A 20,559-nucleotide genomic window follows, 5' to 3' on the forward strand; every position below is an offset into this window, starting at 1 on the left:
CCCATGTTCAGCAAGAAAGCCCGCAATATTGCGCTGCTCGCGGTGATTGCCGCCCTGCTTGCGGCAATCGGCTACTGGAATGTCAGCCCTGAAAGCTTCCTCGACAAGCCAGTCGCCCAGGTTGACGAAAGCGCCATCGACTATTACGCGATCAACGCTCATAGCGTGCAGTTCATGCCTGATGGCAAGCTGCAATACGAAATGACCGCCGACAAGGTCGAGCACCTCAGGGCCAGTGAAGTCACCCTGCTGACCACGCCCGACCTGCACCTGTACCGGGGCACCGAATACCCTTGGCATGTGCAGAGCGAACGCGCAGAGGTCAACCCGGATGGCACGGAGGTCGAGCTGATCGAGAAGGTCCGCGTGCAACGCATCGACGAAAAGCAGCGTGAATTGATCGTTACCAGCTCGCGCATGACCGTATTCCCGCAGAAGCAATATGCGCAGACCGAGCAAGCCGTTAGAATCGACGGCGCCGGTGGCACGACTACGGGTAAAGGAATGAAAGCGTATTTGAAAGAAGGCAAGATGGACTTGCTCTCTAACGTAAGAGGACAGTATGAGGCTCGTTAAAACCCTCCCCCTTTTGCTCAGCCTGAGCGCAGCACTGGGAAGCGCGAGCGCCTTCGCCCTGCCGACCGACCGTGACCAGCCTATCCGCATCCAGGCCGACAACGCGCACCTGGACGACAAGCAGGGCGTGGCCACCTATACCGGCGATGTGATCATCACCCAGGGCTCGATGATGATCAAAGGCAACACCGTGACCATGACCCGTGCCGCCAATGGCGACATCGACGTGGTGACCTCGGTGGGCAACCTGGCCTACTTCGAGCAACAACAGAGCACGGCCAAGCCCGACAAGATGAAAGGCTGGGCGGTGACCATCCAGTACCAGGCGCAGAAAGACACGGTGATCCTCACCGACCGCGCCAAGGTCGAGAACGAAGGCAACACCACCGAAGGCGAGAAGATCGTCTACAACACCAAGACCCAGGTTGCGACCGCTGGTCGTGGCGGCAACGTGACTCAACCACGTCAGCGCATCGACATGGTGATCCAGCCGAAGAAGAAGGCCGAGTAAATGGCAACCCTCAAAGCCCAGCACCTGGCCAAGAGCTACAAGGGGCGGCAAGTCGTGCGTGATGTCAGCCTGTCGATCGACAGCGGGCAGATCGTCGGCCTGCTCGGCCCCAACGGCGCCGGCAAGACCACTTGCTTCTACATGATCGTTGGGCTGGTCCAGGCCGACCAGGGGCGCGTACTGATCGACAACCTCGATGTCAGCCACCAGCCCATGCACGGCCGCGCCCGCGCCGGTATCGGCTACCTGCCGCAGGAAGCCTCGATCTTCCGCAAGCTATCGGTAGCCGACAACATCATGGCCATTCTCGAGACCCGCAAGGACATCGACCGCGAAGGCCGGCGCAAAGAGCTGGAAAGCCTGCTGCAGGAATTCCACATCAGCCATATCCGCGACAACCTCGGCATGAGCCTTTCCGGTGGTGAACGCCGCCGCGTCGAAATTGCCCGCGCCCTGGCGACCGCACCGAAGTTCATCCTGCTGGACGAACCGTTTGCCGGCGTCGACCCGATTTCCGTGGGCGACATCAAGCAGATCATCCACCACCTCAAGGCCAAGGGGATCGGTGTACTGATTACCGACCACAACGTCCGTGAAACCCTGGACATCTGCGAGACCGCCTACATCGTCAACGATGGCCGACTGATCGCTGAAGGGGACGCCGAGACCATCCTGGCCAACGACCTGGTCAAGGAAGTCTACCTGGGCCACGAGTTCCGGCTCTGACCCTCGGGACCTGCCTGGAGCACTGGCATTAATGCCCTGCAGGAGCTTAAGTTGTTACAGTGCTCTAGGCAAACGCTACAATTTGAGGCATAAATCTTGCTTGAATTTGGCGCTTTGGCGCCCTCGTGTAGTGGATGGCGCATGCGCGCCGGCGAACAAGGTATTAAGCCCCTGCCATGAAACCATCGCTCGTCCTAAAAATGGGCCAGCAACTGACGATGACCCCGCAGTTGCAACAGGCCATCCGCCTCCTTCAGCTTTCCACCCTGGACCTCCAGCAGGAAATCCAGGAAGCGCTGGAGTCCAACCCGATGCTCGAACGTCAGGAAGACGGCGACGACTTCGACAACAGCGATCCGATGGCGGACAACGTCGAGAACAAGCCGGCCGCCGAAGTCCCGGACAACAGCTTCCAGGAAAGCACCACCAGTGCCGAAACCCTGGAAGACGGTGAGTGGAACGAGCGAATCCCCAACGAGCTTCCGGTCGATACCGCCTGGGAAGACATCTACCAGACCAGCGCCAGCAGCCTGCCCAGCAACGATGACGACGAGTGGGACTTCACCACCCGCACATCGGCCGGCGAAAGCCTGCAGAGCCACCTGCTGTGGCAGTTGAACCTGGCACCGATGTCCGACACCGACCGCCTGATCGCCGTCACCCTGATCGACAGCATCAACGGCCAGGGCTACCTCGAAGATACCCTCGAAGAAATCTGCGCAGGCTTCGACCCGGAGCTGGATATCGAGCTTGACGAGGTCGAGGCGGTGCTGCACCGCATCCAGCAGTTCGAGCCAGCCGGCGTCGGCGCCCGCAGCCTGGGCGAGTGCCTGCTGCTGCAATTGCGCCAGCTGCCCGCCAGCACGCCCTGGATGAGCGAGGCCCAGCGCCTGGTCACCGACTTCATCGACCTGCTCGGCGGCCGCGACTACAGCCAGCTGATGCGCCGCATGAAGCTCAAGGAAGACGAACTGCGCCAAGTGATCGAGCTGGTGCAGAGCCTCAACCCGCGGCCCGGTTCACAGATCGAGTCGAGCGAACCGGAATACGTGGTTCCCGACGTGATCGTGCGCAAGGACAGCGACCGCTGGCTGGTCGAGCTGAACCAGGAAGCGATCCCGCGCCTGAGGGTCAACCCGCAGTACGCCGGCTTCGTCCGCCGCGCCGATACCAGCGCCGACAACACCTTCATGCGCAACCAGTTGCAAGAGGCGCGCTGGTTCATCAAGAGCCTGCAGAGCCGCAACGAAACGCTGATGAAGGTCGCCACGCAGATCGTCGAACACCAGCGCGGCTTCCTCGACCACGGCGACGAAGCAATGAAGCCGCTGGTCCTGCATGACATCGCCGAAGCGGTGGGTATGCATGAGTCGACCATTTCGCGGGTGACCACACAGAAATACATGCACACCCCGCGTGGCATCTACGAACTGAAATACTTTTTCTCCAGCCACGTGAGCACCGCCGAAGGCGGAGAATGCTCGTCTACGGCGATCCGCGCGATCATCAAGAAACTGGTTGCTGCGGAAAATCAGAAAAAGCCATTGAGTGACAGCAAGATCGCTGGTTTACTGGAGGCACAAGGCATCCAGGTAGCCCGTCGCACCGTCGCCAAGTACCGCGAGTCCCTCGGCATCGCACCGTCGAGCGAGCGCAAGCGACTGATGTAGCCCCCGGATGTGCCACAGCGTTTGTGGGGCAGGTGCAATACCTGCCTCTTTATGCACGGGCAACAAAGGAGAAGCTGTATGCAAGTCAATATCAGTGGACAGCATGTAGAAGTCACCCAGCCACTGCGCGATTACGTGCTTGAAAAGCTCGCTCGGGTGGAAAGTCACTTCGACAAGATCACCAACGTGCAGGTCATCATGAAGGTCGAGAAGCTGCAGCAGAAGGTCGAGGCGACCCTGCAGATTCCCGGCGGTGAAGTGGTTGCCAACGCGGAACACGAAGACATGTATGCAGCGATCGACGCCTTGGCCGACAAGCTCGACCGCCAACTGAAAAAACACAAGGAAAAACAGCAAAGCCTGCTGCAAGGTGCAGCTGCCCGCTGATCCCTCTCATCCATGATCCGACTTGAAACCATCCTGACCCCCGGCCGTTCCCTGGTGAACGTGCCGGGCGGCAGCAAGAAGCGCGCCCTGGAAAAGGTCGCCAACCTGATTGCCGAGCAAGTACCTGAGCTTGCGATGCAAGACGTCTTCGAAAAGCTCATCGCTCGCGAAAAACTGGGCTCGACTGGCTTTGGCAATGGCATTGCCATCCCCCACTGCCGGCTTGAAGGCTGCGCTTCCCCGGTAAGTGCCCTGCTGCACCTGGATGCGCCGATCGACTATGACGCCATCGATGGCGCTCCGGTGGATCTGCTGTTCGTCCTGCTGGTACCAGAGGCGGCCACCGATGCCCACCTTGAACTGCTGCGCCAGATCGCCAGCATGCTCGATCGCAAGGAGGTCCGCGATAGACTGCGTGCCGCCGGTAGCAGCGAGGCCCTGTACCAGGTTGTCCTGGACGCACAGAACGAGCACTGAACATGCGCCTGATCATCGTCAGCGGCCGGTCTGGCTCCGGCAAAAGCACCGCCCTCGATGTCCTGGAAGACAATGGCTTTTACGTCATCGACAACCTCCCGGCCGGGCTTCTGCCACAGCTGGCCGAGAACGCGTTGATCAATACCGAACTGTTGCAACCCAAAGTGGCGGTTTCGATCGATGCACGCAACCTGCCCAGCCACCTGTCACGCTTCCCCGAGCTGTTGGCGGAGGCCCGTGGGCGCCACATTCAGTGTGATGTGCTGTTTCTCGATGCCGACGAAGACACGCTGCTCAAGCGCTTCTCGGAAACCCGCCGTCGCCATCCGCTGACCAACGCCGACCGTTCGCTGGCCGAAGCCATCCGCGTTGAAAGCGAACTGCTGGGGCCGATTGCCGACCTTGCCGACCTGAAGATCGATACCACCAGCCTCAACCTTTACCAACTGCGCGATTCGATCAAGTTGCGCCTGCTCAACCAGCCTGAGCCTGGCACCGCCTTTCTGGTCGAGTCATTCGGCTTCAAGCGCGGGATGCCGGTCGATGCCGACCTGGTGTTCGACGTACGCTGCCTGCCCAACCCCTACTGGAAACCGGAGCTGCGCGAACATTCCGGCCTGGAGCAGCCAGTCATCGACTACCTTGCTGCACAGCCGGACGTCGAAGAAATGTTCAACGACATCTCCAGCTACCTGCTCAAATGGCTGCCACGTTTTGCCGCGAGCAACCGCGCCTATGTCACCATCGCCATTGGCTGCACCGGAGGCCATCACCGCTCGGTCTACATTACCGAGCGCCTCGGCCAGCTGTTGCAGCAATCCCTGAAAAACGTCCAGGTCCGCCACCGCGACCTCTAGCCCACAGGATCCACCGCACGATGCCCGCCCGCGAAATCACCATCATCAACAAGCTGGGCCTGCATGCCCGGGCGGCAGCCAAGTTCGTCGGCGTGGCCGGCAAGTATCCCTGCCAGGTCCGCATCGGCCGCGCGCCCGACAAACTTGTGGACGGCAAGAGCATCATGGCAGTGATGATGCTGGCTGCGGGAAAAGGTACGCAGGTGCACCTGATGACCGAGGGCGAGCAGGACAGCGAGGCACTGGATGCGCTGGTGGCGCTGATCAACAACTACTTCGACGAAGGCGAGTAAGCCCCTTTCTGCAACATGCCCTGCCAATTGTCAGGGTGCATTCCTGCGCGGTTGTCTTTATACCTATATAGGTATAGATTGAGACCAGGCTATGGAAGCATTCAAACCAACCAAGACGCTTTACTGGGTGGGCAGCAGCAAAAAGGATCTTCAAGCACTACCAGAGGATGTACAGGACATTTTCCGTTTTGCACTGCACCAGGCGCAGGAAGGTGGCAAGCATCTGCAGGTGAAGTGCCTCAAAGGGTTCAGCGGAGCGGGCGTGCTGGAAGTCGTGGAGGACTACAACCGCAGCACCTATCGTGCGGTGTACACCGTGGCATTTGCTTCGGCAGTCTACGTCCTGCATTGCTTCCAGAAGAAATCCACCTCTGGCATCAAGACCTCCAGCCACGACATTGACTTGATCAAGTCACGCCTGAAACTGGCTGAAGCTCACTCGCGAGGAGAAAGAGATGATTGAGATCGAAGAAAGCGGCGGTAGCGTCTATACCGACCTTGGCAGCGAAAACGCTGGCGAGATGTTGGTGAAGGCTCATCTCGCCAGCAAGATATGCAGCATCATCAAGGCCCGTCACATGACCCAGGTGCAGGCATCCGCAGTCCTTGGCCTGCCACAGCCGAAGGTCTCCGACATGATGCGTGGCAAGTTCCGCGGCATCAGTGAATCCAAAATGATCGATTGCCTGGCACGCCTCGGCCGCGATGTGCAAATCGTGGTGAAGGCAGCCCCCCGCTCCCGCCGGGAAGGCCGGGTTGAAGTCATCTTCGCCTGAAGCCGGCCCTGTCCAGACTCACGACATTGCCGTATCCATCACCATCATCAGGCAAAAGCCGACGCAAAGCCCCAGGCTGGCAAGGCGGTGATGCCCGTTGCTGCGCGACTCGGGAATGATCTCCTGGGTCACCACCAGCAACATCGCCCCGGCCGCACAGGCTAGGCCCACCGGCAACAGCAACTCCGCCATGTTCACCAACCAGGCACAGACCACAGCCGCCAGTGGCTCGACCAGGCCGGAAGCGGCGCCAATCAGAAATGCCTTGAACCGGGGCATCCCCGCCCCTGCCAGCACCAACGCTATCACCAGCCCTTCAGGCACATCCTGCAAGGCTATGCCCATCGCCAGGCTGTCGGCGTCGGCCATGCCGCCACCGGCAGATACACCGATGGCCATGCCCTCGGGGATGTTGTGAGCGATGATGGCGATCACGAACAGCCAGATTCGTGCGGCGATGACTGGCTGGTTCTGCGTACCGACCAAGGCCTTCGGCGAAGAACCAGAGACCTTGAGGTCTACCAGAAACAGACACAGGGCACCGAGCATCAGGCCGAAGCTGATCAGGCCACCGGCGCCCCATGGGCTGAAGCCGATGGCCTGGGCGGCATCCAGCCCGGGGAGGATCAGCGAGAACGCCGTGGCCGCCAGCATCACCCCTGCCCCGAAGCCCAGCAAGGTGTCGGCCAGGGCTACCGGCATATTGCGAATCACCAGCACCGGTACCGCGCCCAGCGCCGTACCCAGTGCGCACAGAGCGCCGCCTTCCAGCGCGCGTAACATGCGCGGTTCCAGGTCCAGCCAGGCAATGCCTCGAGCCAGCAGCAACGCCGTGCCGGCCAGCAACAGCAAGGTGCCCAGTGCCAACCGGAATAGCCGCACACTGCTGACGGACATCACCTCAGCGCGCATACCGGGCCGACTCACTTCAGGGCTTCGTGATAGCGGCGATCCACTTCCGCCCAGTCGATCACGTTATAGAAAGCGCCAATGTATTCCGGTCGGCGGTTCTGATACTTCAGGTAATAGGCGTGTTCCCACACGTCCAGGCCTAGGATCGGCGTGTTGCCATGCATCAGCGGGCTGTCCTGGTTACCACTGCTTTCCACCACCAGCTTGTTCTGCGGGGTGACGCTGAGCCACGCCCAGCCGCTGCCAAAGCGGGTCAGCGCCGCCTTGGTGAATGCCTCCTTGAATGCCTCGAAACCACCCAGCTCGGCGTCAATGGCCTTGGCCAGCGGGCCTTGTGGCTGACCACCTCCCTTGGGCGACATGACCAACCAGAACAGGCTGTGGTTGGCGTGGCCGCCGCCGTGGTTGGTGACTGCACCGCGCAGGTTCTCGGGCAGTTGCTTGACTGCGCCGACCAGTTTCTCGACCGGCCATTCGGCCCACTCGGTGCCCTCGATGGCCGCATTCAGGCCATTGACGTAGGTCTGGTGGTGCTTGGTGTGGTGGATTTCCATGGTTTGCGCATCGATGTGCGGTTCCAGTGCATCGTAGGCGTAAGTCAGTGCAGGCAAGGTATGCGGCATGTCAATGGATTCCGTAGGCATGGGTTCTGGGCGCCACGTCCGGCTGGGCAGCAAGTTCGCTGGCCTCGGCGCCGTGGCAGTTGAGCAGGCGCTCGGTACGCGGATACTGGCCGTATTCGGCGATAAAACTCAGCAGTTCGGTGTAGGTGCGCCCGCTATGGCGCAGTGCGGCATCACGCAGCGCCTGCGGCAAACGCGCATCCTGACTGGCCTGGAGCAAGCGCTGATGGGCGGCACACAGATAGTCGGCGCTCTCGTGCGGCTGGTTCAGACGCAGATGCAAATCGGCCAGGTTATGGTGGGCGATGACCAGCGCGGCCACCGCTTCGTCGACGTCATGCCAGCGCTCGAACAGCACCTGGGCAAGGGCCAGTGCTTGCAGGTAATGTTCCCGGGCATCGACCAGCTCGCCCTGTTCGAACAGGCGGTTGGCTGCCTCGGTCGTGCGTTTCCAGTGCTGCATGAGATGCTTCCCCTAGGCGCCAGAGCGTGTCAGATGCCGCCAGCGGTGAGTTTTTCCGGATCCAGCAGTGCTTCGAGCTGGTCGCGCGACAGGTCAGTGTGCTCCAGTGCCACCTCGATGATCGGGCGGCCCTGCTGGTAAGCGGTCTTGGCGATTTCGGCAGCCTTGAGGTAGCCGATGATCGGGTTCAGCGCGGTGACCAGGATCGGGTTGCGCGCCAGGGCTTCCTTGAGCTTGCCCTCGTTGACCTTGAAGCTGGCAATCGCCTTGTCGGCCAGCAGTCGGCTGGCGTTGGCCATCAGCTCGATGCTCTCCAGCAAGTTGCGGGCGATCACCGGCAGCATCACGTTAAGCTCGAAGTTTCCCGATTGCCCGGCCACAGCGATGGTGGCGTCATTGCCAATGACCTGGGCGGCGACCATGGCAGTGGCTTCCGGGATGACCGGGTTGACCTTGCCCGGCATGATCGACGAACCCGGCTGCAGGCCCTGCAGCTCGATTTCGCCCAGGCCAGCCAAGGGGCCTGAGTTCATCCAGCGCAGGTCGTTGGCGATCTTCATCAGCGCCACGGCGGTGGTCTTGAGCTGGCCAGACAGCGCCACGGCGGTGTCCTGGGAACCGATCAGCGCGAACAGGTTATGGCCAGGGGTGAACTCAACCTTGGTAAGCCCGCTCAGTTGACGCGCGAAGCCGGCGGCGAACTGTGGGTGGGCGTTGATCCCGGTGCCCACTGCGGTGCCACCCTGGGCCAATGCCTGCAGGCTCGGCAGGGTCGCTTCAAGATGTGCTTTGGCGCCATTGACCTGCGCAGCCCAGCCATCGAGCACCTGGCTCATGCGCACTGGCATGGCGTCCATCAGGTGGGTGCGGCCGGTCTTCACATACTGATGCACCTGGCGCGACTTGGCCTCGATCACCTGAACGAGGTGGCTCAACGCCGGCAGCAGTTGCTCATGCAGCGCCAGCGCGGCGCTGACATGAATGGTGGTGGGGATGATGTCGTTGCTGCTCTGGCCACAGTTGACGTGGTCATTGGCATTGACCGGCTCACCGAGCACGCGGCTGGCCAAGGTGGCGATCACCTCGTTGGCGTTCATGTTCGAGCTGGTCCCCGAGCCGGTCTGGAACACATCCACCGGAAAGTGCTGGATGAAATCTCCGGCCAGCAATTGCTCGACCGCCTCGACGATGGCCTGGCCCTGCCCTGGCGACAGCTGCTCCAGCTCGATGTTGGCCCGGGCCGCAGCGGCCTTGGCCAGCAACAAGGCGCGGATGAACTGGGCGGGCATGCGCTGGCCGCTGATCGGAAAGTTATCTACCGCGCGCTGGGTCTGCGCGCCATACAGGGCCTTGGCCGGCACCTGCAGCTCGCCCATGCTGTCACGCTCGATACGGGTATCACTCATGTTCAAATCCTTGCATCAGTTCATCGGGAGAAATCGACGGCAGCAGCCGGCAGCTGGCCAGTTGCAGGGCATAAGGCTGCCAGCGCAGGTTCCGCTCGTGGCGATCGAGGTTGCGCAGGTCGAGCAGCGGTCGCCAGGCCTGGTCCAGGCACAGGCAGCGCCAATGCCACGGCAACATGCGGTCGCAAGCGGTATCCAGCAGCAGGCGGAAGGAGGTCAGCGCCACGGTCCATGGCGAAGTTTCGGTGCAGCACGCCAGGTAACGGCCTTCGGCCAGGTAGTGCTCGATCAGGCGCGGCTCATCGGGTTCAAGGGCGCAGCGGATACGCCGGCTGAGCCAGCGCCAGTTTTCCAGGTAAGGCAGTTCGCGCAGGAGGGGTTTCATGAACATCATCGCCAGGTGGCCAGATAATGATATTCATTATTAATTGATAAATAGAATCACTTCAAGCATCAAACGAGGAAAGAAAAACCCGGCACGATGGCCGGGTTTCATTGACGCTGGGCATTCCTGTCCCGATGTCAGCTGCCAGCGACCGTCATCCGCTCGATCAGGACCGACCCCGTGTGGATATTGCTACGGGTTTCAAGATCACAGCCAATTGCAACAATTTGCTGGAACATGTCTTTCATATTGCCGGCAATCGTCACTTCCTGTACGGCATGCTGAATCTCGCCGTTCTCGATCCAGAAGCCCGCCGCACCCCGCGAGTAGTCGCCGGTCACCATGTTCAGCCCATGGCCCATCAGCTCGGTCACCAGCAGGCCACGGCCCATGCGCCGGATCAGCGCCGCCTGGTCTTCGACGCCGTGAGTGACATACAGGTTGTGCACGCCCCCGGCGTTGGCAGTGCTTGGCAAGCCCAGCTTGCGTCCGGAGTAGGTACCCAGCAGGTACGACACCAGCTCGCCTTTATCGACGAACGGCTTCGCGTAGGTCGCCAGGCCGTCACCGTCGAATGCGGCGCTGCCCAGCGCGCGAGGAATGTGGGGGCGCTCGTCGAGTGTCAGCCAGGACGGGAACAGGCGCTGCCCGATAGCGCCATCGAGGAACGACGACTTGCGGTACAGGTTGCCGCCCGAGATGGCCGACAGGAAACTGCCGAACAGGCCACCCGCCAGCTCGGCGGAAAACAGCACGGGCACTTCACAGGTCGGCACCGGCCGCGCACCCAGGCGGCTGGCTGCGCGCTGCGCGGCGCGCACGCCGATGCTGCGCGGGTCGGCCAGCAGGTGGCCCTGGCGGTTCACGTCATACCAGTAGTCACGCTGCATCTGGCCTTCGCCTTCAGCGATCATCACGCAGCTCAGGCTGTGCCGGGTCGAGGCGTAGCCACCGATGAAGCCGTGGCTGTTGCCGTACACGCGGCAACCCTGGTGAGTGTTCAGGGTGGTGCCATCGGCATTGAGGATGCGCGTGTCAGCGTCGAATGCCGCCGCCTCGCAGGCCAGCGCCATCTCGATGGCCTTCTCAGGCTCGATGTCCCAGTCGTGATAGAGGTCGAGGTCGGGGATTTCGCGGGCCATCAGCGCGGCATCAGCCAGCCCTGAGCACTCGTCCTCGGAGGTGTGTCTGGCAATCGCCAGAGCAGCGGCCACGGTTTCCCGGATGGCATCCGGGCCACTGGCCGAAGTGCTGGCCGAGCCCTTGCGCTGGCCTACATAGAGGGTGATGCCGAAGCCCTGGTCGCGGTTGAATTCTACCGTCTCGACCTCGCGCTGACGCACCGTGGTGGACAGGCCCTGCTCCAGCGACACCGCCACTTCGCAGGCACTGGCGCCTTGCTTGCGTGCTTCTGCAATGATCGCCTCGACCTGCTCTTGCAACGCTGGCAGGTCCTTGGGGCCTACGCTCTGGACTGCACTCATGGTTTTCTCCACTCAAATTCTGCGTTCGGCGAGGGTCATTCTACGACCGGGCACGGACAAGCGGCCCCCGACTGGTTATCATGGCGGCGATTTCTAGCGGACTGCCACCATGGTTGATTCATACGACGACGCCTTCGACGGCGAAAAAAGCAAAACCCAGATCAAGCGCGAACTGCATGCGCTGGTCGAACTCGGCGAACGCCTGACCACGGTCAAGGCCGACACCCTGGCGCGCCTGCCGCTCACCGACGAGCTGCGCAAGGCCCTGGCCGACGCCAGCAAGCACACCGCCCACGGCGCACGCAAACGCCACATGTCGTTCGTCGGCAAGCTGATGCGCGACCAGGACCTGGACGCCATCCACGCCGTGCTCGAGCAGATCGACAGCTCCAGCCGCCAGTACAACGAGCGCTTCCACAACCTGGAACGCTGGCGCGACCGCCTGATCGACGGTAACGATGAAGACCTCGAGCGTTTCGTCAACGAATACCCCGAGACCGATCGCCAGCAACTGCGCTCGCTGATTCGTCATGCCCAGCACGAAAAGGCGCGGAACAAACCGCCTGCCGCTGCGCGCAAGGTGTTCAAGTACATCCGCGATCTCGACGAGATGCAGCGCGGGCTGCGCTGACTGCCGCCTGGGGCTGCCCTGCAGCCCCCGGACATCGATCAAGCGCCTGTACCGCCTACGGTAATCGCATCGAGCTTCAAGGTCGGCTGCCCGACGCCTACCGGCACCGATTGGCCGTCTTTGCCACACGTCCCCACTCCACTGTCCAGCGCCAGGTCGTTACCGACCATCGACACCCGGCTCATGGCCTCCGGCCCGTTGCCGATCAGGGTCGCGCCTTTCACCGGGGCGGTGATCCTGCCGTCTTCGATCAGGTAGGCTTCGCTGGTCGAGAACACGAACTTGCCACTGGTGATATCGACCTGGCCACCACCGAGGTTGGCGCAGTAGATACCCTTCTTCACCGAAGCGATGATTTCTTGTGGATCGCTCTTGCCGGCCCGCATGTAGGTGTTGGTCATGCGCGGCATCGGCAGGTGCGCATAAGACTCGCGGCGACCGTTGCCGGTAACCGCCATGCCCATCAGGCGTGCATTGAGCTTGTCCTGCATGTAGCCCTTGAGGATGCCGTTCTCGATCAACGTGGTGCATTCGGTCGGCGTGCCCTCGTCATCGACACTCAATGAGCCGCGGCGCCCCTCGAGGGTGCCGTCGTCGACGATGGTGCACAGGGGCGAAGCCACCTTCTCACCGATCCGCCCACTGAATGCCGAGCTGCCTTTGCGGTTGAAGTCGCCTTCCAGGCCATGGCCGACCGCTTCGTGCAGCAGCACGCCCGACCAGCCGGACCCCAGAACCACTGGCAAGGTACCGGCCGGGGCCGGGATGGCTTCGAGGTTCACCAGTGCCTGGCGCAGCGCTTCGCGGGCATAGCCCATGACGCGGTCTTCAGTGAAGAAGCGGTAGTCGGTACGCCCACCGCCCCCCTGCCCGCCACGCTCGCGGCGGCCATTCTGCTCGACGATGACGCTGACGTTGAAACGCACCAGCGGGCGCACATCAGCGGCCAGGCTACCGTCGGCTGCGGCAATCAGGATGCGCTCCCAGACGCCGGCCATGCTTACGCTGACCTGCTGGATTCGCGGATCGAGGGCACGGGTGGCCGCATCCACACGCTTGAGCAGCTCGACCTTCTCGGCACGGCTGAGCACGTCCAGCGGGTTGTCCGGTGCATACAGCGCCGTCACGTCCTGGCTGCGGAACGCCTGGACCGTGCCGTGCTGGCCGGCGCGGGAAATCGAGCGGGCCGCACGGGCCGCCGAGGTCAGCGCCTCGAGGTTGATGGCATTGCTGTAGGCGAAGCCGGTCTTCTCACCGGACTGGGCACGCACACCGACGCCCTGGTCCAGGTTGAAGCTGCCTTCTTTGACGATGCCGTCCTCCAGCGCCCAGGTTTCCGAGATCTGGCCCTGGAAATACAGGTCCGCCGCATTGATGCCGGGGCCTGCCAGCTCGCCCAGCACGCTCTGCAGGCTGTCGAGGGTGAGTCCGCCCGGGGCCAGGAGTTGCTCGCTGACGGTGGATAACATCTGGCTCATAGTCACTCCGAGGTGTGCGCAGGCCGCAAGGCGTCCTGCGAGAAAAAGCGCCGGTGCGTGGTAACCGGCATGCGCGCCCGAATGGACGCCTGTTCATCAATGTCACGCTCGGCGAGCAAAACCGCTTCGCCTTGCGCCTGTTCTGCGACGATCCGCCCCCAAGGGTCGACGATCGCGGCGTGGCCGTGGGTTTCCCGCGGGCCTGGGTGGGTACCGCCTTGAGCCGCCGCCAAAACATAGCACTGGGTTTCAATGGCCCGAGCGCGGATCAGCACTTCCCAATGCGCTGCGCCTGTGACCGCAGTAAAGGCAGCCGGTGCCGTGATCAACTCCGCGCCTGCGCTGCGCAAGGCGCTGTACAGCTCGGGGAAGCGCAGGTCGTAACACACGCTGAGCCCCAATCGGCCTAGCGGCGTGTCGGCCACCACCACCTGCGCACCATGGGCATAGTCATCCGACTCGCGGTAGCGGCCACGGTTGTCAGCCACATCCACGTCGAACAGATGCAGCTTGTCATAGCGCGCCACCACTTCGCCGTGTTCGTCGATGAGCAGCGAACAGGCATGGGCCTTGGCGTCAGGCTGGCCTTGTGGCGGCAGCGGCAAGGTACCGGCAACAATCCATAATCTGAGGTCACGTGCGGTACGTTTCAACCACGGCAGGATCGGGCCTTCGCCCATGGCTTCGGCGCGGCCGATGGCGGCGGCATCCTTGCGGCCCATTGCCGCGAAGTTTTCCGGCAGCACCGCCAACCGAGCGCCGCCCAGGGCTGCCTGTTCGAACAAGACGCCTGCACGTTGCAGGTTGGCCAGCACATCGTCCTGGCTGACCATCTGGATGACCGCTGCCTTCATGGGCACTCCCGCCATTATTTATCGAACGGTTTCACAAACGTGATTTTAGGCTCTTTCACCGGGCCTTCGACGCGATAGTGCACACTGGCAAAACGCGACACACGGTCGCCGATCAGCCGGTCGACCAGGAACAGCGCGCCCCCGACCGCAGGCGCACCGACGATCAACGCGGCCAGTGGCAGGTTGTTGGTCACCGGCAGGGTCACCTGCAGGTTGGCAGCGACCCGATCGCGCACCAGGTCGAGGGTGCCATCGAGCTCAAAGTTGCTCGACGGCCCGGTCACGCTGATTGGCTCGCGGGTCACGTAGACGCCGCTACTGGCCACCAGTAGGCCCTTGACCCGGTCATAGGCCAGGCCCTTGTCGAACAGGTCGGAGAAGTCCAGGCGCAAGCGCCGGCCAATCGAGTTGAAGTTGAGCAGGCCGAACACTCGCAGGGCCTGTGCGCCACCTTCCACCTCGACGAACTGACCGCTGCGCAAGGCCGCATCCATGCTGCCAGAGAAGCGCTTGAGGCCGACCCAGGCGGGCGAACCCGGCCAACGGCCATCCACATCCAGGCGGAAATCGCGACTGGTCACGGTCGGGGCGAACCCCCAGGCCTTGAGCACATCGGCGAGGTTCTTGCCATCGAGCCGGCCTTTGTACCAGCTGCTGGTAGCCCCCGTTTCGCCTTCCCAACCGCCGCTGCCATCGACATGCAAGCCTTTGAAGTCAAGGTCGATGTCTTGCGCAGCCACGCCCCGTGCGGTGGGGCGCAACTTCAGCGCGACATTGCCGAACAGGTCGTCGCCGCGGTACAGCTTGTCGATGCTCAGGTCCAGCGCCGGCACCTTGCGTGGGTCGAACGAGGCCAACGGGTCGGGGCCTTCTTCCGATTGGGTTTCAGCGGGGTCGGCGGGCGGCAGGCGCAGTGTCTGCAGGCGCACCACCAGCGGCGCAGCCTTGGCATCCGGCAGGCGCGCGTTACCGATGACTTCCTTGCTGTCCAGGCGCAGGTCCCAGGCAGGGCCGCCCCGGGTCAGGCGCACGACGGCCTGGTTCAGGTTCATGCCGAAGGCCTTCAGCTGGCCGATGCTCAGGTCGACGCTCTGCAAGTTCTGCCGGGCATTGCCACCGGGGTCGTCACTCGCAAAGCGAGCGGCCTGTTCCTGCCAGGGGCCCAGGTCCAGGCTTTCCAGCCGCCCCTTGACCCGCAGCCCCTGAGCCGCTGGCAGCTGCGCCTGCCCGGCGCCAAGCAACAGTTCGCCACGGCCCTGGCCCAGCTTGTCGGCCGGTGCGGCGTAGGCGAAACGGGCCAGGTCGGCGTAAGCCGCATCGAATCGCCGCTCAGGCCCTTGCAGGTTCATGCTGAAACGACTGTCGCGGGTCTCCGCCGCCGCCTTGCCGAACGGAGCCGGCAGGTCGATGGTCAAGCCCTTGAGCGAAGAGCTGACGTTCAGGCTGTTATCACGACTGCCCAGATTGACTTGCAACTGGTACGGCAGGTCGCCTGAGGCGGGCAAGGTCTGCCTGAACTGCAACCAGTCGGTCAGGGACTTCAGCGAAGCCTGACCACTGGCGCTGATGCGCGTCTGCATCTGCCCGGGCTGGCCCTCGGCGGTGATCTGCGCAGTGACCGGCTTGCCGAACACCTGCAAGCTGATGTTCTTGCCGCTCAGCCCCTTGTCGAAGTCAAAGCTGAAGTCACCCTTGAGGCGCGTCAGGTCCAGGCTGGGCGGGGTCACCTTGAGACGTGCATCGGCAGTGGCGAAGTCCACCAGCACTTTTGGCCGCTCGCCATGGGCCAAGGGTACGTCGAGCTTCACATTGCCCTTGAGAGGGCCCTCGCCTTCCCAGCCGGCGAAGATCTCGCCAGTCCCGATCGGGGCTTCCTTGAGGATTTTCAAACCATCGCCAAGGCTGCCGTCGAAATTGCCGTCGAGGTACAGATGGCTGTGCTGGCCGCTGTCGACATGGGGAATATTCACGCTGACGTCGCTGACCTTGGTGTCGAGCAGCAAGCCCTTGCTGGCCTTGATGCGCACGCCGCTGTCTTCGATCAGCACATCGCCGTCCACCTGCTGCACCTGCGGCCAGCCTGGCTGGAAGTCGAGTGCAGCGTCGTGAACCTTGAAGAACAGGCTGATGCTGCGAGCCTCCGGCGTGGCGCCGTGGTTCAACGAACCCTGGTACTGGAAGTAGCCCTCATCGACGTTGCCCTTGACGATGGCGCTGCGCAGCCATTCGTCGAGGGCCGGGCTCAGCACTTCGGGCAGGTACTTGGCGGTATAGCGGCCATCGCCTTCGGTCAGGCCGACCCGCAGGTCCATGTAGCTTTCGGTGCCTTCGTCGAACAGCAGGCGAATCAGGAAATCGCCAGCAATCTTGCCCTCCTCGCCCAGCACCTTGAGGTAGGGGGCGACGAGGGTGAAACCATGCTTGTCGAGCGCCCAGGTCAGGCGCGCATTGGCCTTCTGGTATTGCCAGGGTTTGGCGAAGATCGGGTACAGGTGCAGCATGAATGCGTCAGTATCCAGACGCAGCTCGCCATGCCCGAGGTCGCCGCTGATGCTGCCGCTGACATTGCCGGCCGCCGGTGCACCATGATAGGCATCGAAACCGACCCGCTCCAGGTTGGCGGCGAACTGCAGCCGCTGGTCGCCCTCGGCGTTTGGCCGTGCTTCTAGCCGGACATTGCGCAGCGCCCCGGTGACGTTCAGCCCATCGACCACGGCCATGAGCTTGTCCGACAGGGGTGCCAGGGCATCGATCAGCGGGGTCAACGGGGTGAGGTCAAGGCGGTCGGCCTGCACCTGCCAGGTTTCGTCGGCCGGGTCGTCGCCCAGGCGCTGGTTCACTTGCAGGTGCGATTCCCAGCGGCTCTTGCCGATGCTCGCCGCGAGTGAATCCACCAGCACATCGAAACCCTGATCGCGGCGCTGGAACCAGGCGGTCAACGCGAGGTTGTCCAGGGCCACCGCCTTGCGCTCGGCGTAGGCACCGCGCAGTTGCGGTGCGTTGAGGCGCACCACTGCCTGCTGCAACTGGCCCTTGCTCCAGTCGACCCAGAACTCGCCACCGGCCTTCAGTGCTTCCGCCCGCCACTGGCCCAGCAAAGCAGGTGGCAACCACCGCGCCCAGTCGCTCTGCGGCAGGCTCAGGTAAGCCTCGACCGCGCCATCGCGCCAGGCCTTGGCATTTGCCCGGCTGCGCAGATTGAGCGCCAGCGGCTGGCCGTCGGGCAAGGTCGCCCGCAGGTCGAGAGCCTGGCGTGAAGCCCCGGCTTGCAGGCCGACGCTGACATAGGTAAGGGTCAACGGGTCGCGCTGCCAGGGCTGCAGGGTGACCTGGCTGTCGAACACATCGATGCGGCCCAATTGACGCAAGCGCTGCAGCAACTCGGCAGGATCCAGCGGCGCGTCATCCTTTTTAGGCAACCCTTCAAGGGCCCAGCCACCCTGCTCGTCCTCGCGCAGAATCAGTTGCAGGCCACCGAGCTCGATGCGTGCCAGGCGCACTTCACGGGAGGTCAGGCTGGCCCACAGGTCCGGTACCACCTTGACGTCATCCAGGCGCAGGGCCGATGCGCCCTCGCCCAGTTGCAGGTCGCGCACGCGCAATACCGGCGCCAGGCCGCTCCAGCGCCCTTCCAGCGCCCCGACATGCACGGGTAGCCCAAGCGCCTGTTCAGCCTTGCTCTCGACATCGCCACGGTATTCGGCCACCAGCGGCACCAGCTCGCGGCCGAGGCTGACATACAATGCCACCAGCACCGCGAGCAAGGCACAGATGCCCAGCCCCCAACGGGTCAAGGCGACAAGAACGCGGTTCAGACGTCCCATGGCCATGGCCCTCCAGGTCGTTTATCCATGATGGCCCGACGTGCCGGTCTTGCCAGCCGGCGCCATCCGGGGCGGGTATCAGAAAGCCTCAGAGCAGCACCACATCGTATTGTTCCTGCGAATACATCGACTCGACCTGAAAGCGAATGGTTCGGCCAATGAAGGTCTCCAGTTCGGCAACGTTGCCGGACTCTTCGTCCAGCAGGCGATCGACCACCTTTTGATTGGCCAGCACACGGTAACCCTCAGCCTGGTAGGCACGGGCTTCGCGGAGGATCTCGCGGAAGATCTCGTAACAGATGGTCTCGGGGGTCTTCAGCTTGCCGCGCCCCTGACAGGCGATGCATGGCTCGCAGAGCACCTGTTCGAGGCTCTCACGGGTGCGCTTGCGGGTCATCTGCACCAGGCCCAGTTCGGTGATGCCGATGATGTTGGTCTTGGCATGATCCCGCTCCAGCTGCTTTTCCAGGGTGCGCAGCACCTGGCGCTGGTGCTCTTCGTCTTCCATGTCGATGAAGTCGATGATGATGATCCCGCCGATGTTGCGCAGGCGCAGCTGCCGAGCGATGGCCGTGGCGGCTTCGAGGTTGGTCTTGAAGATGGTTTCTTCCAGGTTGCGGTGGCCGACGAACGCACCGGTATTGACGTCAATGGTGGTCATTGCCTCGGCCGGGTCGACCACCAGGTAGCCGCCAGACTTGAGCGGTACCTTGCGCTCCAGGGCGCGCTGGATTTCGTCCTCGACCCCGTACAGGTCGAAGATTGGCCGCTCGCCTGGATAATGCTCCAGGCGATCAGCGATCTCCGGCATCAGCTCGGCGACGAACTGCGTGGTTTTCTGGAAGGTTTCCCGCGAGTCGATACGAATTTTCTCGATCTTCGGGTTGACCAGGTCACGCAGCGTGCGCAGGGCCAGGCCGAGGTCTTCATAAATGACCGTGGGCGCGCCGCAGGTCTGGATCTGGCTGCCGATCTGCTCCCACAGGCGGCGCAGGTAACGGATATCCTGGAGGATTTCTTCAGCCCGCGCCCCCTCGGCAGCGGTACGCAGGATGAAGCCCCCGGCGTCCTTGATGTTCTCGCTGTTCATACAGTCGCTGACCACCTGCTTGAGGCGCTCGCGTTCGGCTTCGTCTTCGATCTTCAGGGAAATGCCGACATGACTGCTGCGGGGCATGTACACCAGGTAACGCGAGGGGATCGACAGCTGCGTGGTCAGGCGTGCACCCTTGGTGCCGATCGGATCTTTGGTCACCTGCACCACCAGGGCCTGGCCCTCGTGCACCAGTGCGGTGATGTTCTCCACCGCCGAGCCTTCACGCTGGGATATTTCCGACGCATGGATGAACGCCGCGCGCTCCAGGCCGATGTCGACGAATGCCGCCTGCATGCCCGGCAGCACTCGCACGACCTTGCCCTTGTAGATATTGCCGACGATGCCGCGGCGCTGGGTACGCTCGACGTGCACTTCCTGCAGCACCCCGTTTTCCACCACCGCCACGCGTGATTCCATCGGGGTGATGTTGATCAGGATCTCTTCACTCATGGCAGGCTCTCGTCAAAGGTCTTCGGTAATGATGGATCGCGCGTGCTGGGCTGGCTACCGCTGGTTTGTTACCTCTGGCAAAAGTGCCGGTATCTGCCAGCAGGCGATACCGAACCGGGCGAGCATCTCGGCCGTTTCGCTCAAGGGCAGGCCAACTACCGCCGAGTAACTGCCGTCGAGCCCGGTGACGAATATTGCACCCAGGCCCTGGATGGCGTAGCCCCCCGCCTTGTCCGCAGGCTCGCCACTGGCCCAGTAGCGCTCGGCTTCAGCGCCATCGACAGGGCGAAAACGCACGACACTGCTGACACACCGGCTTTCGCAATGCTGGCCATCGTTCAAGGCCACGGCCGTCAGCACCTGATGCTCTCGGCCAGCCAGGTCGGCCAGCATCGTCAAGGCCTGTTCACGGTTTTCAGGCTTGCCCAGAATACGGCCATCGAGCACCACCGCCGTGTCGGCGCCAAGCACCACGGCAGGGCCTTGCAGTGTGGCCAGGCCAGCTTCGGCCTTGGCCCGGGCCAGGCGCTCGACATAGGCCTCGGCGCTTTCGCCCGGCAGCGGGGTTTCATCGATGGGGGCACTGATGACGGTGAACGGCACGCCGATCTGGCCGAGAAGTTCACGCCGGCGCGGTGAGCCGGAGGCGAGGTAGAGTGGTTTCATCTGGACATCTCCCT

The 20,559-nt window shown here is 62.9% G+C and carries 22 protein-coding genes; 11 read left to right on the forward strand and 11 right to left on the reverse strand.

All coding sequences use genetic code 11. The annotated features are described in order from the left end of the window. Nucleotides 1-3: 3 nt before the first annotated feature. The 10 genes from lptC (at nt 4) to HU738_RS15855 (ending at nt 6,273) form a co-directional block, all read left to right on the forward strand. Entirely contained in the window at nt 4-576 is a 573-nt protein-coding gene (gene lptC, locus HU738_RS15810; protein WP_176508697.1) for an LPS export ABC transporter periplasmic protein LptC, read from the forward strand. Next, nucleotides 563-1,087: a lipopolysaccharide transport periplasmic protein LptA gene (gene lptA / locus HU738_RS15815; protein ID WP_027595608.1), complete on the forward strand. Its 525-nt coding sequence runs from the start codon at nt 563-565 to the stop codon at nt 1,085-1,087. Before lptC ends, lptA begins: the two co-directional genes overlap by 14 nt. After that, entirely contained in the window at nt 1,088-1,813 is a 726-nt protein-coding gene (gene lptB, locus HU738_RS15820; protein WP_060511298.1) for an LPS export ABC transporter ATP-binding protein, read from the forward strand. Nucleotides 1,814-1,989: 176 nt separating this feature from the next. Continuing rightward, a complete protein-coding gene (locus tag HU738_RS15825) occupies nt 1,990-3,483 on the forward strand; it encodes an RNA polymerase factor sigma-54 (protein WP_176508698.1) in 1,494 nt (497 codons plus the stop codon). A 78-nt stretch (nt 3,484-3,561) separates the two neighbouring features. Next, nucleotides 3,562-3,870 carry a ribosome hibernation-promoting factor, HPF/YfiA family gene (hpf, locus tag HU738_RS15830; protein ID WP_003255135.1) on the forward strand — a complete coding sequence of 103 codons (309 nt, stop codon included), beginning with the start codon at nt 3,562-3,564 and terminating at the stop codon, nt 3,868-3,870. 12 nt (nt 3,871-3,882) lie between these two features. Beyond that, nucleotides 3,883-4,347, forward strand: a complete 465-nt coding sequence (gene ptsN, locus HU738_RS15835) for a PTS IIA-like nitrogen regulatory protein PtsN (protein ID WP_085673595.1) — start codon at nt 3,883-3,885, stop codon at nt 4,345-4,347. A gap of 2 nt (nt 4,348-4,349) precedes the next feature. Further along, the gene (rapZ, locus tag HU738_RS15840; protein WP_176508699.1) at nt 4,350-5,204 is read left to right on the forward strand and encodes an RNase adapter RapZ; all 855 of its coding nucleotides are present in this window, start codon (nt 4,350-4,352) and stop codon (nt 5,202-5,204) included. A gap of 20 nt (nt 5,205-5,224) precedes the next feature. Beyond that, nucleotides 5,225-5,497: an HPr family phosphocarrier protein gene (locus HU738_RS15845; RefSeq protein WP_186603599.1), complete on the forward strand. Its 273-nt coding sequence runs from the start codon at nt 5,225-5,227 to the stop codon at nt 5,495-5,497. Between the two features lie 91 nt (nt 5,498-5,588). Beyond that, nucleotides 5,589-5,960 (forward strand): type II toxin-antitoxin system RelE/ParE family toxin, encoded by a 372-nt coding sequence (locus tag HU738_RS15850; RefSeq protein ID WP_186603598.1) that lies wholly within the window; start codon nt 5,589-5,591, stop codon nt 5,958-5,960. After that, nucleotides 5,953-6,273 (forward strand): helix-turn-helix domain-containing protein, encoded by a 321-nt coding sequence (locus tag HU738_RS15855; protein WP_176508702.1) that lies wholly within the window; start codon nt 5,953-5,955, stop codon nt 6,271-6,273. Before HU738_RS15850 ends, HU738_RS15855 begins: the two co-directional genes overlap by 8 nt. 18 nt (nt 6,274-6,291) lie before the next feature. Here the strand turns inward: HU738_RS15855 and HU738_RS15860 are convergent, their stop codons facing one another. The 6 genes from HU738_RS15860 to pmbA all read right to left on the reverse strand — a co-directional run bounded on the left by HU738_RS15860 (nt 6,292) and on the right by pmbA (nt 11,546). After that, the gene (locus HU738_RS15860; protein ID WP_186603616.1) at nt 6,292-7,185 is read right to left on the reverse strand and encodes a ZIP family metal transporter; all 894 of its coding nucleotides are present in this window, start codon (nt 7,183-7,185) and stop codon (nt 6,292-6,294) included. Between the two features lie 11 nt (nt 7,186-7,196). After that, nucleotides 7,197-7,808 carry a superoxide dismutase gene (locus tag HU738_RS15865; protein ID WP_186603597.1) on the reverse strand — a complete coding sequence of 204 codons (612 nt, stop codon included), beginning with the start codon at nt 7,806-7,808 and terminating at the stop codon, nt 7,197-7,199. A 1-nt stretch (nt 7,809) separates the two neighbouring features. Continuing rightward, on the reverse strand, nt 7,810-8,271 hold the full coding sequence (locus HU738_RS15870) for a DUF2753 family protein (protein ID WP_186603596.1): 462 nt from the start codon (nt 8,269-8,271) through the stop codon (nt 7,810-7,812). Nucleotides 8,272-8,300: 29 nt separating this feature from the next. After that, nucleotides 8,301-9,677: a class II fumarate hydratase gene (locus HU738_RS15875; RefSeq protein ID WP_186603595.1), complete on the reverse strand. Its 1,377-nt coding sequence runs from the start codon at nt 9,675-9,677 to the stop codon at nt 8,301-8,303. Further along, entirely contained in the window at nt 9,670-10,071 is a 402-nt protein-coding gene (locus HU738_RS15880) for a FagA protein (protein WP_186603594.1), read from the reverse strand. Before HU738_RS15880 ends, HU738_RS15875 begins: the two co-directional genes overlap by 8 nt. A 128-nt stretch (nt 10,072-10,199) precedes the next feature. Further along, the gene (gene pmbA, locus HU738_RS15885) at nt 10,200-11,546 is read right to left on the reverse strand and encodes a metalloprotease PmbA (protein WP_176508706.1); all 1,347 of its coding nucleotides are present in this window, start codon (nt 11,544-11,546) and stop codon (nt 10,200-10,202) included. 109 nt (nt 11,547-11,655) lie between these two features. Here pmbA and yjgA point away from each other — a divergent pair, with 109 nt between their 5' ends. Further along, the gene (gene yjgA / locus HU738_RS15890; RefSeq protein WP_027920225.1) at nt 11,656-12,177 is read left to right on the forward strand and encodes a ribosome biogenesis factor YjgA; all 522 of its coding nucleotides are present in this window, start codon (nt 11,656-11,658) and stop codon (nt 12,175-12,177) included. A 38-nt stretch (nt 12,178-12,215) separates the two neighbouring features. On the opposite strand, the gene tldD is transcribed toward yjgA, so the two are convergent. The 5 genes from tldD to HU738_RS15915 all read right to left on the reverse strand — a co-directional run bounded on the left by tldD (nt 12,216) and on the right by HU738_RS15915 (nt 20,545). Further along, nucleotides 12,216-13,655: a metalloprotease TldD gene (gene tldD, locus HU738_RS15895; protein WP_186603593.1), complete on the reverse strand. Its 1,440-nt coding sequence runs from the start codon at nt 13,653-13,655 to the stop codon at nt 12,216-12,218. Nucleotides 13,656-13,657: 2 nt separating this feature from the next. Continuing rightward, nucleotides 13,658-14,509 (reverse strand): carbon-nitrogen hydrolase family protein, encoded by an 852-nt coding sequence (locus HU738_RS15900; protein WP_186603592.1) that lies wholly within the window; start codon nt 14,507-14,509, stop codon nt 13,658-13,660. Between the two features lie 14 nt (nt 14,510-14,523). Continuing rightward, nucleotides 14,524-18,339: a YhdP family protein gene (locus HU738_RS15905; RefSeq protein ID WP_186603591.1), complete on the reverse strand. Its 3,816-nt coding sequence runs from the start codon at nt 18,337-18,339 to the stop codon at nt 14,524-14,526. A gap of 82 nt (nt 18,340-18,421) precedes the next feature. Then, nucleotides 18,422-19,879, reverse strand: coding sequence for a ribonuclease G (gene rng, locus HU738_RS15910; RefSeq protein ID WP_176508711.1), 1,458 nt, complete (start codon nt 19,877-19,879; stop codon nt 18,422-18,424). 54 nt (nt 19,880-19,933) lie between these two features. After that, nucleotides 19,934-20,545 carry a Maf family protein gene (locus tag HU738_RS15915; protein ID WP_186603590.1) on the reverse strand — a complete coding sequence of 204 codons (612 nt, stop codon included), beginning with the start codon at nt 20,543-20,545 and terminating at the stop codon, nt 19,934-19,936. Nucleotides 20,546-20,559: the final 14 nt, after the last annotated feature.

This window comes from Pseudomonas vlassakiae, assembly GCF_014269035.2.
Taxonomy (GTDB): Bacteria; Pseudomonadota; Gammaproteobacteria; order Pseudomonadales; family Pseudomonadaceae; genus Aquipseudomonas; species Aquipseudomonas vlassakiae.

Bases quoted from the DNA above. Each gene is read 5' to 3' on its own strand.
- lptC (WP_176508697.1), top strand. From the start codon at position 4: ATGTTCAGCAAGAAAGCCCGCAATATTGCGCTGCTCGCGGTGATTGCC.
- lptA (WP_027595608.1), top strand. From the start codon at position 563: ATGAGGCTCGTTAAAACCCTCCCCCTTTTGCTCAGCCTGAGCGCAGCA.
- lptB (WP_060511298.1), top strand. From the start codon at position 1,088: ATGGCAACCCTCAAAGCCCAGCACCTGGCCAAGAGCTACAAGGGGCGG.
- HU738_RS15825 (WP_176508698.1), top strand. From the start codon at position 1,990: ATGAAACCATCGCTCGTCCTAAAAATGGGCCAGCAACTGACGATGACC.
- hpf (WP_003255135.1), top strand. From the start codon at position 3,562: ATGCAAGTCAATATCAGTGGACAGCATGTAGAAGTCACCCAGCCACTG.
- ptsN (WP_085673595.1), top strand. From the start codon at position 3,883: ATGATCCGACTTGAAACCATCCTGACCCCCGGCCGTTCCCTGGTGAAC.
- rapZ (WP_176508699.1), top strand. From the start codon at position 4,350: ATGCGCCTGATCATCGTCAGCGGCCGGTCTGGCTCCGGCAAAAGCACC.
- HU738_RS15845 (WP_186603599.1), top strand. From the start codon at position 5,225: ATGCCCGCCCGCGAAATCACCATCATCAACAAGCTGGGCCTGCATGCC.
- HU738_RS15850 (WP_186603598.1), top strand. From the start codon at position 5,589: ATGGAAGCATTCAAACCAACCAAGACGCTTTACTGGGTGGGCAGCAGC.
- HU738_RS15855 (WP_176508702.1), top strand. From the start codon at position 5,953: ATGATTGAGATCGAAGAAAGCGGCGGTAGCGTCTATACCGACCTTGGC.
- HU738_RS15860 (WP_186603616.1), bottom strand. From the start codon at position 7,185: ATGCGCGCTGAGGTGATGTCCGTCAGCAGTGTGCGGCTATTCCGGTTG.
- HU738_RS15865 (WP_186603597.1), bottom strand. From the start codon at position 7,808: ATGCCGCATACCTTGCCTGCACTGACTTACGCCTACGATGCACTGGAA.
- HU738_RS15870 (WP_186603596.1), bottom strand. From the start codon at position 8,271: ATGCAGCACTGGAAACGCACGACCGAGGCAGCCAACCGCCTGTTCGAA.
- HU738_RS15875 (WP_186603595.1), bottom strand. From the start codon at position 9,677: ATGAGTGATACCCGTATCGAGCGTGACAGCATGGGCGAGCTGCAGGTG.
- HU738_RS15880 (WP_186603594.1), bottom strand. From the start codon at position 10,071: ATGATGTTCATGAAACCCCTCCTGCGCGAACTGCCTTACCTGGAAAAC.
- pmbA (WP_176508706.1), bottom strand. From the start codon at position 11,546: ATGAGTGCAGTCCAGAGCGTAGGCCCCAAGGACCTGCCAGCGTTGCAA.
- yjgA (WP_027920225.1), top strand. From the start codon at position 11,656: ATGGTTGATTCATACGACGACGCCTTCGACGGCGAAAAAAGCAAAACC.
- tldD (WP_186603593.1), bottom strand. From the start codon at position 13,655: ATGAGCCAGATGTTATCCACCGTCAGCGAGCAACTCCTGGCCCCGGGC.
- HU738_RS15900 (WP_186603592.1), bottom strand. From the start codon at position 14,509: ATGAAGGCAGCGGTCATCCAGATGGTCAGCCAGGACGATGTGCTGGCC.
- HU738_RS15905 (WP_186603591.1), bottom strand. From the start codon at position 18,339: ATGGCCATGGGACGTCTGAACCGCGTTCTTGTCGCCTTGACCCGTTGG.
- rng (WP_176508711.1), bottom strand. From the start codon at position 19,879: ATGAGTGAAGAGATCCTGATCAACATCACCCCGATGGAATCACGCGTG.
- HU738_RS15915 (WP_186603590.1), bottom strand. From the start codon at position 20,545: ATGAAACCACTCTACCTCGCCTCCGGCTCACCGCGCCGGCGTGAACTT.